Raw genomic sequence first — 12575 nt, 5'->3', positions numbered from 1 at the left:
TGTTCGAACGGGATAAGCAGAGGGAACGGAGCAGAAGTTTGAGCGATAACGTTGATAACTATAATTTATAATCTAGGTAAAAATAAGAGCGCTGGCGTGGTGCCAACGCTCACACATTCATGCGAAATTATTCAGCACGTACGTTAGCAGCTTGAGGACCTTTAGCACCTTGTTCTACAACAAAAGATACTTTTTGGCCTTCTGCTAAAGTTTTGAAACCTTCAGAAGCGATAGCGCGGAAGTGTACGAATACATCTGGACCGCCGTTGCTTTGAGAAATGAAACCAAAACCTTTAGTTTCGTTGAACCATTTTACAGTGCCAGTAGTAGTGTTAGACATGTTATGTCCCTTATAAAAATAAAAAATTTTAAAATACAGGTGTTGCTTTGAGACGAATTATTTAAATGAGACCATGAAACTAGAGGACACTTTGAATTGAATCTGAAAGGGAACTTTGGCTTACTTGTTACATTAATAACCCTGTTCAACAGAGCGGACACATAATCGCATGGTCCTCAATCAAAGTAAAGCATTTATTTTAAAATAATTGAGCATTAGGAATCTGAGCAGGTTATTCGTGATTTTTGTTACTTTTCAAACCATTTTTAGTCAACATTATCAGTGATAAGGCTCTGCCTATCTTTGGGGTTTTTGTCTTTTATTTTTAATATCAATCGGTTGTGTTTTATGTATTTTTAATTTCTATCATCTGTGTGGCTATTTATTTTCTATTTTATCAATTTATAGGAAAGGTGACATAGGTCACGCCTGTTCCTTGTCTAAATTGACTACTGTCAAGTTGACATCCCTCTTTGGGGGTATGATTTCCTTATGGAATACGATGCGCATCACATAAATGCAACGTGTTCTGTCAAAACCACATCCGTTGAGATTTGTGAGGAATAATGAATATTAAAAAAAGAATGATAGTGGGAGTTCTTGCTATTGGGGTGCTGCTCGGTTGGTTAAGCCTTGGAGGAACTCATGTCATCTTAGAAAAAACGTCGAGTACGGAATTTTGTCTCTCTTGTCATACTATGCAAGCACCCTTTCAGGAGTATCAAGGCTCGGTACACTTCAGCAATGCCAAAGGCATCCGTGCAGAATGTGCTGATTGCCATATACCCACTGATACTATGGATTATTTAGTCACTAAAATCAGGGCGTCCAAAGATATCTATCATGAGTTTATTACCAAGAAGATCAGCACACCTGAAAAGTATGAAGCGCATCGAGCCGAGATGGCTGAAACTGTCTGGGCGCAATTAAAAGCGAACGATTCTGCGACCTGTCGTTCATGTCACAGTGAAGATGCGATGGAGATTTACGACCAAACGGCGCAAGCACAAAAAATGCATCAGTACGGTATCGACAATAATCAAACCTGTATTGATTGCCATAAAGGTGTGGCGCACATGCTTCCTGAAGTCAAAATGGACAGCCAAGCATTAGCCCATTTGGTCGAAGAGGCAAAGTTAACCCCTGTGGGCACTTCTATTGTTTATGCGATGCAATCTACGCCCATTTCTGATTTCGGAACGATCAATCCAGCGACGCCGCTGAAAGTATTGAATGAAAGCGATGGCAAGCGCACCGTTGAATTGAGTGGTTATCAGATGCAAGGTGCAGAACAAGTCTTGTATATGGGTGAAGGTAAGCGTGCTGTGATTGCTATGTTAACTGAAGCAGGGCAAAAAGCATTGAGCGTAAAAGAGTATAACGAAGATGCCTACGGAAATCAGTGGCGTCAAGTAACACTTGCCGGGGACATCGACACGCCAGTGTTGAGTAAAATGGATTCGCTTTGGGCATACGCTGAGCAATTGGACAATGTTTACTGTTCAACATGTCATGCCAAAATTCCGAGTAACCATTTTACGGTTAACGCGTGGCCTTCTGTGGCAAAAAGTATGGGGGACCGTACCTCTATTTCCGCAGAGGATCTAGAAATCCTCACGAAATATTTCCAATATAATGCGAAAGATGTTGTTGCCCAATAAAAAATGAAATAAGGATTCAGTGATGACTACTCTCACACGTCGAAGTTTTCTAAAAAGCGCTGGTGCAACTGCAGGTGCGGTCGCTATTTTTTCGGTTAAACCCATGCCAGTTCTCGCTTCCGCACCGCGAGGAGCTGGTGTACTGACTGCTGGGCGTTGGGGCGCTATGCTGGTTGAAGTTAAGGATGGGAAAATTATTTCCTCCAAGAATGCATTGCCGCAAACCGTACCCAATAGTCTACAAACCTCAGCGCCAGATCAAGTGCATACTCAAGCGCGGGTCAAATACCCGATGGTGCGTAAAGGTTTTCTAGCCAATCCCCATATGCCAGATGGTAAACGAGGAGACGATGAGTTCGTCCGCGTTAGTTGGGAAAAAGCGCTGCAATTAATCCACCAACAGCATGCCCGTATTCGCACTGCTTATGGAGCCGAGTCAATTTTTGCGGGCTCTTACGGCTGGCGATCCAGTGGGATTTTACATAAAGCCCAAACCCTACTGCAACGCTATATGAGTATGGCGGGAGGCTATTCGGGTCATTTAGGTGATTATTCTACGGGTGCTGCGCAAGTCATCATGCCTTACGTTGTAGGCTCAATAGAAGTGTATGAACAACAAACAACTTACCCTGTTGTACTTGAAAGTAGTGATGTTGTGGTGCTTTGGGGGCTTAACCCTATTAATACACTGAAAATAGCATGGAGCAGTACCGACGGCGCGGGGCTTGAGTTTTTTAATCAACTCAAACATTCTAAAAAAACCATTATCGCTATCGATCCTATGCGTTCGGAAACCATCGAATTTTTTGGTGAAAACGCTCAGTGGATTGCACCGCATCCTGGTACTGACGTTGCGATGATGTTGGGGATCGCCCACTCATTAGTTGAAAAGGGCCAACATAACCTCGAATTTTTGAATAAATACACCGCTGGTTACGACAAGTTTGAAGCTTATCTGCTAGGTCATTCTGATGGCACGCCAAAGACAGCACAATGGGCTGAGGCAATTTGTGGCATTCCTGCCAAACAACTAGAGCTATTGGCTGATATTTTTAGCAAAAATAGAACTATGATCATGGCTGGTTGGGGAATCCAACGTCAGCAATATGGTGAACAAAAACACTGGATGCTTGTCACTCTGGCTGCAATGCTAGGGCAGATCGGTTTACCCGGTGGTGGGTTTGGTTTTTCATATCACTATTCCAATGGCGGTAACCCAACGCGGACTGCGGGTGTTTTACCTGCTATATCAGCGGCTATTGATGGTGGTTCATCTGCGGGTAATGATTGGGCCGTTTCTGGAGCAGTAAATAGTTTTCCTGTGGCTCGTATTGTAGAAGCGTTGGAAAACCCATCCGGTCAATATCAACACAACGGGCATGAGAAAACATTTCCTAACATCAAAATGATCTGGTGGGCGGGCGGTGCAAACTTTACTCATCACCAAGATACCAACCGTTTGATTAAAGCGTGGCAAAAGCCGGAACTCATCGTTATCTCTGAGCCTTATTGGACTGCGGCCGCAAAACACGCTGATATTGTACTGCCCATCACGACGTCATTTGAGCGTAATGATCTCACCATGACAGGGGATTATAGCAATCAACATTTAGTGCCGATGAAACAGGCAATTGAGCCTCAATTTGAAGCGCGAAATGATTTTGATGTATTTGCTGATATGGCGGAGCTGTTAAAACCGGGCGGACGTGCAGTGTATACGGAAAATAAATCCGAAATGGAATGGTTGGCTGGTTTCTATAAAGGAGCTCAAGCTATCGGTCGCCAGAATCGGATTGCAATGCCTAACTTCAGCTATTTTTGGAAACAAAATCAGCTCATTGAGATGAAATGGAACGAAGCGAATGCGAAGTTTGTGCGTTATTCCTCTTTCAGAGAGGATCCTATCCTGAACCCTCTTGGTACACCAAGTGGCAAGATTGAGATCTTCTCCAAAACCATCGAAGGCTTCAAATATAGCGATTGCCCGCCACATCCTATGTGGATGCCGCCAACGGAGTGGGTAGGGAATGCTCAAGCCGATGAACTGCAATTGATGACATCGCATGCGGCTCATCGTCTCCATAGCCAGTTAAACTATGCGGCACTACGCGAGCAATATGCGATAGCAAACCGTGAACCGATCTGGATTCATCCAGAAGATGCAAAAGTTCGAGGGATCAAAGATGGCGATCTTGTTCGTGCTTATAACCAACGTGGCCAAGTCTTAGTTGGCGCGCTGATCACGGATGGAATTAAGCAAGGTTCGGTCTGTATTCATGAAGGGGCATGGCCCGATTTTGATAAACCTCATGGTTTATGTAAAAACGGAGGATGCAACGTACTGACCGCTGACATACCTACTTCAAGGTTAGCCAATGGCTGTGCTGGTAACTCTTCAATTGTGAAAATAGAGAAATATACAGGAGAGCCACTTCCTCTAACCGCATTCACACCGCCCAAAGGCGCGTAAAAGCAAAAAGGCCACTAGATGAGAGTGGCCTTTACTTTTTAATCAGAGAGTCGTAGTCAGTGAGTAATATCAGCTCGCCGCGATTTTGTTTGCTCTACGAGGTCTATTTTGTCCAGCCGATCCGCTTCTCGTGGGTTGGTTTGCACTTGGTTTGTTGCTGTTTGAACGAGTGGAATTGGCCGCTTTCGGCTTTCTGTCATTAGTTTTGGTATTCGCGCTTATGCTGTGACCTTTTGCTACATCACCAGAGCGCTGTCCGTCATTATGTTCTGGTTTGTTCTTTTTCGGCTTTTTCGCTTTAATCGGTTGTAGCGAAGGAGATGCCGGTAATTTGTTCACTGGCGCAAAGCCTTCAACCTCAATTCGTTCTAGTAAATTTTGGGTAAGGTGCTCAATGGCAAACATGTCTTTTGCTTCATCGGCGCAGACCAAAGAGATCGCATTGCCTTCAGCGCCTGCGCGGCCTGTACGGCCAATTCGGTGAACATAATCTTCAGGGACGTTAGGCAATTCAAAGTTTACCACTTGTGGTAATTGGTCAATATCAATGCCGCGAGCGGCAATATCCGTTGCTACTAAAATGCGGATCTCACCACTTTTAAAATTGGCCAATGCCTTAGTACGTGCGCCTTGACTTTTGTTGCCATGAATCGCGGCGGCGCTGATGCCACTGCCTTCAAGTTGTGCGGTTAAGCGATTAGCGCCGTGTTTAGTTCGTGTAAATACCAACGCTTGTTGCCAATTATTTTCTTTGATTAGTTGAATCAATAGCGCTGGTTTTTTCGCTTTATCTACAGGATGTACCCACTGTTTGACGGTTTTGGCGGTACTATTGCGTGGCGTAACCGAAATCTCGACTGGGTTGTTAACTAACCCTTTCGCAAGTTGGCGAATTTCATCAGAGAAAGTGGCCGAAAAGAGTAGGTTTTGACGTTTTGCTGGCAGCAGTGCAAGGATCTTTTTAATGTCACGAATGAAGCCCATGTCTAACATGCGATCCGCTTCGTCTAAGACTAAAATTTCTAATTGGTTAAATTTAATCGCATTTTGGTTGTATAAATCCAGCAGTCGACCCGGTGTCGCGACCAAGATATCTACTCCACGACGCATTTTCATCATCTGTGGGTTAACTTTCACACCGCCGAAAATAACTTCAGAGCGTAGTGGAAGGTTTTGTCCGTAAGTTGCCACGTTGTCGGCAACTTGCGCGGCTAATTCACGTGTCGGCGTCAGAATTAATGCACGCACTTGGTTGGGGCCTACTTTTGGGCCTTTAACTAATAGATCCAAAATGGGCAGGGTAAATCCTGCGGTTTTTCCGGTACCTGTCTGGGCCGCTGCCATCACATCTTTGCCTTCAAGAACGGCTGGAATAGCTTGCGCCTGAATTGGCGATGGTGTTTCGTAACCTTGAGAAGCAACGGCTTTCAGGATGGCATGGGATAAACCCAGAGAGGCAAAACTCATTAAAATGTCTCGATATGTAAATAAGGAAGTGATCCGCATCACGTTGCGGAAAGGCGCAAGCATACAGTAGTCACAGCAAAAGTGCTACGGAATGTCTCTGTTTGCCACTTGTCAGTAACAAATAGTGCGTATTTTCTTCCGAGAACATTAGAATTATTAATTTAAATGTAACCGGTTTCCGAAACCGGTTACATTTTTACGATAATCGTTTATGATGTCACGCAAAGTAGCAAAGCGATGATGTATTTCTATACAACGTGTCCACATGGCGTGAAATAGCATATTAGATCGACATAAGGGTACATTGAGTCAGCAAATGAAGACGAGGTAGATGACGATGGCAACGAATGGTTTTCCAAAAGATTTTTTATGGGGTGGGGCTGTAGCAGCACATCAAGTTGAAGGTGGATGGAACCAAGGTGGAAAAGGAGTCAGCATTGTCGATGTGCTCTCAAAAGGAGCGCATGAAGTACCTAGGGTGATGACCTCCGGTGTGGATGCAAATTATTTCTATCCTAATCATGAAGCCGTTGATTTTTATAGTCATTACAAAGGTGACATTGCACTTTTTGCTGAGATGGGTTTTAAATGTTTTAGAACCTCAATTGCTTGGACTCGTATTTTTCCACAAGGTGACGAAGTCTCGCCCAATGAAGCAGGGCTACAATTTTATGATGATCTTTTTGATGAATTGCTGAAATACGGCATTGAGCCAGTTATTACGCTTTCGCATTTTGAGATGCCATTCCACCTTGTACAACAATACGGGGGATGGGCAAATCGCAAGCTTGTGGATTTTTTCGTTAACTTTAGCCAAGTGGTGATGGAGCGTTATAAACAGAAAGTGAAATACTGGATTACCTTCAATGAGATCAATAACCAGCGAAATTGGGAATTCCCACTGTTTGGCTACTGTAACTCAGGGGTGATCTTCACTGAACATGACAACCCAGAGCAGGTGATGTACCAAGTCATGCATCACCAATTTATTGCCAGTGCTTTAGTGGTCGATCTCGGTCATAAGATCAACCCTCAATTTCAAATGGGTAGCATGATTCATATGATGCCGCTTTATCCCGCGTCGTGTCGTCCAGAAGATATGATCCGCTCTCAAGAAATGATGAGAGAGAAGTACTTGTTCAGCGATGTGCAAGTTCGTGGCTATTACCCAAGCTATATTTGGCGTGAATGGGAGCGAAAATCGATAACCGTTGATATGCTCGATGGTGATGAAGCGATACTGCGTAAGGGTTGTGCCGACTACCTTGCGATCAGCTATTACATGACGAATATTGTCTCTGATGATCGCAACGCTGAAGGTGAAACAACCAGTTTATTTAAACAAAGTCGCTTAAACCCTTATCTCACAGCGTCTGATTGGGGATGGCAAATTGACCCGGTAGGGCTTCGCTACGCGCTTTCTGAGTTGTATGAACGCTACCAGAAACCGATTTTTATTGTCGAAAATGGTTTTGGGGCAATCGATGAAGTCGATGAGCAAGGCCAAATGCAAGACGATTATCGGATTGAGTATTTACAAGCACATATACGAGAAGTGAAGAAGGCCATTGCTATAGACGGCGTTGATGTCATGGGCTACACCCCTTGGGGCTGCATCGATTGTGTGTCGTTCACCACTGGTGAATATAAAAAACGTTACGGTTTCATTTATGTAGACAAACACGATGATGGTTCTGGTTCAATGGCTCGCAGTAAAAAGAAAAGCTTTTACTGGTATCAGTCCGTGATCAAAACCAATGGCGAACAATTATAAACGTGGAATGACAATAATAATTGTTGATTGAGAGCGTTCATCCAGCTTAGGAAATTAGGTAAACTCCCTCGGCTTCCAAGAGTCGGGGGTTTTTATTAGGAGTCACCATGGCGACAATCAATGACGTTTGTAAAGCAGCGGGCGTGTCTAAAGCCACCGTATCGCGCGTACTCAATCAAACTGGCCAAGTAAAAGCAAGTACGCGAGAAGCCGTTTTACAAGCCATGTCCACCTTGGGTTATCAACCTAATGTGTTGGCGCAAGCATTAGCCACAAACAGTGCAAATGCGATTGGGCTGATACTTCCTCAGTTTCAAGGGAGTTATTTTGGCAGCTTATTGCATCAAGCAGCACAAGGTGCCGAGCAAGCACGTAAGACCTTACTTGTCATGGACAGTCACGATAACGCGGCAGGCGAATTAGCAGCAGTGCGCTCATTGCTCACTCAGCGTTGTGACGCCATCATGCTTTACAGCCGCCATTTGTCGAATCATGAGCTGGCATCATTGCAATCTGATGTTTCAGTGCCACTGATTGTACTCAATCGAACCTTGGAAGAAGTCGGTTTGCATAGTTTTGGTTTTGAGCAGCATCAAGCCGCTTCTTTAGCGATTAATCACTTGCTTGAACTTGACCATCGCCGCATTGCTTGCATCACTAGCCCTTTGGACAGTGATACAGGACAACAGCGATTTGCTGCTTATCAGTCAGGCTTGCAGCAGGCTGGTATTGAGCTCAATCACACGCTCGTTGTTGAAGGTGATAATTCTATGCTGGCGGGTTATGCCGCGGTTCAACGGTTATTAGAACAACAGAGTGAGTTCAGCGCTATTTTTGCTTGTAACGATGATATGGCACTAGGAGCAATGCGCGCACTTTACGAACATGCCATTTTGGTACCCAATCAGGTCTCTGTGATGGGGATTGATGATGAGCCTGCGGCTGCGTATTCGGTGCCCAATCTCTCAACAATATCGCTTCCTATTGAGCAACTGACGAAGGACGCAGTAGCCTTGGCCCTACAATTGGCTGAAGGGAAGGGCTCGGATGATGCCAAGATACATCGCTATCTAGGTAAGCTGGTGCTTCGAGAATCAACGTGCGCACCTTAAGAGGCCTCGCAGATTAATGACTCATTGAAATAATGAGCGTTTATTTTAATTAACTGTATAAATCCACAGTTAATTGCTTGACATTATGTCACTCTTTACTAAGCTGTATGTATGCACAGTGAAGTTGGAGGTGAAATATGTTGTGGGAAACGCTAGAACGAGTTAACCGCCTTCGCCAAGAAGCGTTAGCCAACCCAGACTTTGTCCAATCCGCGCAAGACCATGAAGAGACATTGAAGCAGGTCGAGCAATACTTTGAACCAACGAAACGACGCAAGGCAGCAAAACGTGCAAAAACCCTTGCAGATATTTATCAACAGACTGAATTTGGTGAAAATCCATCTGGTGTTCAACATTAGTCAGTGTTTGACATGAGCCAATGTTGAACATGCATTAGCAAAAATGGTTTAGCTTGCAAAGAGCTGCTTGATGCGCAGCTCTTTTTCGTTTCCTTCCTTAAGGCTGAGCGTTTGTCTTTATTCGGCTCAGTTCATTCAGCCAGTTGATAAATAGTACAGTTTAAGTGAGATTTATCGTCTGATCTAAAGGCGATTGTCCGCATTTGGTTGGGGAGCAAAAAGAAGCTGGAGTCAGAAAATTGTAGTACGTTGTCATGTTCTAGGTGAACGTAAAGTGCAGGTCGGTCAGTGGTCAAACAGAGACTGCCCGCACGATATTCACACAATATGCGGGCCGATTTTAAGGGCAAGCGTTTGGGTACATCCGGCAGCCAAAAATTATCCCGCTGGCCATCCGTACTGACAAAGTAGATCGCTCCTTTTTCTGGTGTGAAATCCTTTATTGTGTGTTGCCACACGATTTGGTTACTCTCTTGGGGCAGTCGTTCATTGATTGACCAATGCTTTCGCAATTCTCCTTCCCATCCAAACCAATATATGTCACCCACAAGGTATTGCTCACCGGGCGCATCATTAATGGCTCTCAGTGATAGGTGTTTCTCATCTTCAGAAAAACAGGCCAAAAGCGGGTTATAAAACCGTTTGGCGTGATAATGTAATTGTTTCCAGCGTCCAGAATACTCAATGCTTGACCAAGACGCGACGGGCCAGTTGTCATTGAGTTGCCAATATAATATGCCACGGCAAATCGGTGAGGTTGCCCGCCACGCTTCGACAGCCGTTTTAATTGCCATGGCTTGCTGAACTTGGCTCAAATAAAGCATCTGCTGGAAGCCATTCGGGAAACGGAAATAGCGAGTAAACATTTCGGTGATGATGCTATTACCACGAGCATTCTTTTGGTGATGTTCAAAATGAGGCGCACTGATATTCCAGTCGCTTTCTGGGATAATCTGCTTCACTTCACTAAATGAAGGCCAAGACTGATAACCGAATTCTGAACAAAATCGTGGGGATATTGAATGGTAAGCGTCAAAGGATTTACCTGAATGCCACACATCCCAAAAATGCATGTCACCTTTATTATCATCATGCCAAGCGTCACCAAAATCTAACTCACCATTGCAAGGTGAGCTTGCCCAAAAACGGCGATTTGGATCTTGTTCATTGACGAGGATTTCTAAAAAACGATTGAGTCGGTCGTAATTGACTAAGTATTTTTCACGGTTTTCTCGAGATTCTGGATACCAAGTTAATGAACCAATCACCTCATTATCACCACACCAAATGGCAAGACAAGCATGGTGCTTCAAACGTTGTATTTGTTGTGTGACTTCTTGCTTTACCTCTTCTAAGAAACTCGGTGTTGAAGGGTATTGTGCACAGGAAAACATCAGATCTTGCCAGACTAATAATCCGAGTTGGTCGCAAAGTTGATAGAAATGATCGTGTTCATAATCACCTCCTCCCCACACACGAATCATATTCATGTGAGCTTCTTGTGCGGCTCGTAGCAGCTGTTGATAACGGGAAAAATTGACTTTGCTTGGCATGGCGTCCATTGGTATCCAATTCGCGCCCTTCACTGATATCGAGACCTCATTCACGATAAAGGTCATTTCACTGCCGATGGAATCTTGCTCAGTGCGCAACGTGAGACGTCTTAAGCCAACTTGGCGGTTGATCTGCTGCTGTGCCATGGCAATAGACAGTGTGTATAAATAAGGGTCACCGTAACCGTTTGGCCACCAGAGATGCGGATGGTGGACATCAATATCCACACTGCTTTGGTTGCAAAAAGCCTCACTATCGATCGTAATAGTTTGATCGCCAAAAGTAAGTGTGATGGGTGTGGAGAGCGATTCGCTATGCCGTATTCTCACGTGCAGCGTAACGTGTGTTAAAGCATGCCAAACTTGTTCAATATCCACACCCAGCAGTGAATATTCTTGTACCGTTTTTAATTGCATTGGTGCAAAAATACCACAAACAGCAAGGCATATACCCCAATCCCAACCACTGTGGCATTGAGGTTTTCGCACGGTGTTCATGTGAGGAAGTTGATTATTCCCTTGCGCCCACGGAATGGGAAAGGGCAGCTCATCGGCTCTTTGCTTGGCTACCGAAGCGGCAGGTTCAAATCGCCATTCAAAATGATTTACACCAATTTGCAGATAAGGGCGAATATTAACGGTATAGGTTTGAAAAGCATTATGGCACTGTAAAACCTTCTGTCCGTTGATCCATAGATCAGCAAACGTATCGACCTTATTCAGCTCCAGTAAGTTGTTTGGGCACTGAAGGTCTGCCGCATTTAAAGTGATCGCTTTTGTTAATACCCAATGACATAAACCAGCCCACTGAACCTGAGATTCATTGGATGCATAATAGGGATGAGGGATCAAACCCGCTTGCAGTAATGCATGATACTGGTCACCGGGCAGTGTCATCGCGATTTGGATATCGGGATACTCGGGTGAGCTCAATCGCCATTCACCGTTTAAATCAAACATAAATCCACCTCAAAAAATACGATTTACAAGGGCTAAATGAGCTGATTTAACCATGCACTATGAAATAAAAATGTGCATGGGTGGCAGGCTCAAAAGTTGTGCGAAGTTTTTAGATTAAGTTGCGAAGCAGTCAATAATTATGATTTTCTTGACTTTAATTTGACGTCACTAAGCTTGACGAGCGGCTTGTTTTAACTTGTTTTGTCTTGGTACATCTTGAAACAATTTGTTGTGAAAGTGTCCGCTTGTGGCGGTTTTTTTAAAGAATCATTTTTGGAAATGGTGCTGAAAGGTGTATAAATGCCGCATTCAAACAGAGAGAGAAAATATGATGAAAATCGACAAGCTAAGAAAATAAAAACCGCCGTATCCGTAAGAAACTGTTTTTAGGTGAATTTGCGATCCTCGGTTTTGAAGTTAGCTGTACAACGTCTATCAAAGACTTTGAACAATACGATCTCTTCGTTGATGAGTTTATTGATTACGTTGATAGCATCGGCCTTTGTTTCGGTGGTGGTGGATTAGAGATCTTTGACGGCTTTGTATGCGCAGCCGATCGCTACCGTTCAGCAACAGAAGAAGATAAAGCGTTGGTTGTAAAATGGTTAGAAAATCGTGCTGAAGTAAGCAAAGTTGTTGCTGGTGAATTAGTGGATGCCAATTACGCTTAATTGCTCTTCTATTCTACGTTATTCAGCCAGTGCTTTTCATTTGCGATGTCTGACAAAAAAGCCTGAGTGAAACCACTCAGGCTTTTTTATTACGCTAAATTTTATTACGTTAAAAATCAGCATGTTTAACAAAGTAAGGATTGTTGAATTTATTAGCGTGACCAACAATCGAAACCACTAAACGGTTCCATAGCGCTTTATCAAAAGG

Annotated in this window: 8 protein-coding genes and 1 pseudogene; 6 read left to right on the top strand and 3 right to left on the bottom strand. The window is 44.0% G+C overall.

Annotated elements, in window-relative coordinates; translation table 11 throughout:
* Window positions 1-127 precede the first annotated feature (127 nt).
* Window positions 128-340 (bottom strand): transcription antiterminator/RNA stability regulator CspE, encoded by a 213-nt coding sequence (gene cspE / locus AACQ17_RS00580; RefSeq protein ID WP_010317961.1) that lies wholly within the window; start codon window positions 338-340, stop codon window positions 128-130.
* Between the two features lie 566 nt (window positions 341-906).
* Here cspE and AACQ17_RS00575 point away from each other — a divergent pair.
* A complete protein-coding gene (locus tag AACQ17_RS00575; protein WP_088732485.1) occupies window positions 907-2001 on the top strand; it encodes a NapC/NirT family cytochrome c in 1095 nt (364 codons plus the stop codon).
* Window positions 2002-2023: 22 nt separating this feature from the next.
* Window positions 2024-4471, top strand: a complete 2448-nt coding sequence (locus tag AACQ17_RS00570; RefSeq protein WP_094146866.1) for a trimethylamine-N-oxide reductase 2 — start codon at window positions 2024-2026, stop codon at window positions 4469-4471.
* 69 nt (window positions 4472-4540) lie between these two features.
* Here AACQ17_RS00570 and AACQ17_RS00565 read toward each other — a convergent pair whose 3' ends face one another.
* On the bottom strand, window positions 4541-6001 hold the full coding sequence (locus tag AACQ17_RS00565; protein WP_094146865.1) for a DEAD/DEAH box helicase: 1461 nt from the start codon (window positions 5999-6001) through the stop codon (window positions 4541-4543).
* Between the two features lie 274 nt (window positions 6002-6275).
* Between AACQ17_RS00565 and AACQ17_RS00560 the strand changes: the two genes are divergently transcribed.
* The 3 genes from AACQ17_RS00560 (at window position 6276) to AACQ17_RS00550 (ending at window position 9183) form a co-directional block, all read left to right on the top strand.
* Window positions 6276-7712 (top strand): 6-phospho-beta-glucosidase, encoded by a 1437-nt coding sequence (locus AACQ17_RS00560; protein WP_094147179.1) that lies wholly within the window; start codon window positions 6276-6278, stop codon window positions 7710-7712.
* A 107-nt stretch (window positions 7713-7819) separates the two neighbouring features.
* Complete coding sequence (locus tag AACQ17_RS00555; protein ID WP_094147178.1) at window positions 7820-8824, top strand: LacI family DNA-binding transcriptional regulator; 1005 nt, start codon at window positions 7820-7822, stop codon at window positions 8822-8824.
* A 137-nt stretch (window positions 8825-8961) separates the two neighbouring features.
* A complete protein-coding gene (locus AACQ17_RS00550) occupies window positions 8962-9183 on the top strand; it encodes a hypothetical protein (RefSeq protein ID WP_010319365.1) in 222 nt (73 codons plus the stop codon).
* 131 nt (window positions 9184-9314) lie between these two features.
* Here the strand turns inward: AACQ17_RS00550 and AACQ17_RS00545 are convergent, their stop codons facing one another.
* Entirely contained in the window at window positions 9315-11696 is a 2382-nt protein-coding gene (locus AACQ17_RS00545) for a glycoside hydrolase family 2 protein (protein ID WP_094147177.1), read from the bottom strand.
* 331 nt (window positions 11697-12027) lie between these two features.
* On the opposite strand from AACQ17_RS00545, the pseudogene AACQ17_RS00540 reads away from it, so the two are divergent.
* Window positions 12028-12367, top strand: a pseudogene (locus AACQ17_RS00540) (YggL family protein).
* Window positions 12368-12575 lie beyond the last annotated feature (208 nt).

It is taken from the genome of Vibrio sp. V10_P2A27P122 (assembly GCF_963874335.1).
GTDB lineage: Bacteria > Pseudomonadota > Gammaproteobacteria > Enterobacterales > Vibrionaceae > Vibrio > Vibrio anguillarum.
This window is presented reverse-complemented; position numbering and strand designations above follow the sequence as displayed.

What these genes read in the sequence shown, in the direction of transcription:
- AACQ17_RS00545 (WP_094147177.1), bottom strand. Translation starts at nt 11,696, where the DNA reads ATGTTTGATTTAAACGGTGAATGGCGATTGAGCTCACCCGAGTATCCC.
- AACQ17_RS00570 (WP_094146866.1), top strand. Translation starts at nt 2,024, where the DNA reads ATGACTACTCTCACACGTCGAAGTTTTCTAAAAAGCGCTGGTGCAACT.
- AACQ17_RS00555 (WP_094147178.1), top strand. Translation starts at nt 7,820, where the DNA reads ATGGCGACAATCAATGACGTTTGTAAAGCAGCGGGCGTGTCTAAAGCC.
- AACQ17_RS00550 (WP_010319365.1), top strand. Translation starts at nt 8,962, where the DNA reads ATGTTGTGGGAAACGCTAGAACGAGTTAACCGCCTTCGCCAAGAAGCG.
- cspE (WP_010317961.1), bottom strand. Translation starts at nt 340, where the DNA reads ATGTCTAACACTACTACTGGCACTGTAAAATGGTTCAACGAAACTAAA.
- AACQ17_RS00560 (WP_094147179.1), top strand. Translation starts at nt 6,276, where the DNA reads ATGGCAACGAATGGTTTTCCAAAAGATTTTTTATGGGGTGGGGCTGTA.
- AACQ17_RS00575 (WP_088732485.1), top strand. Translation starts at nt 907, where the DNA reads ATGAATATTAAAAAAAGAATGATAGTGGGAGTTCTTGCTATTGGGGTG.
- AACQ17_RS00565 (WP_094146865.1), bottom strand. Translation starts at nt 6,001, where the DNA reads ATGCTTGCGCCTTTCCGCAACGTGATGCGGATCACTTCCTTATTTACA.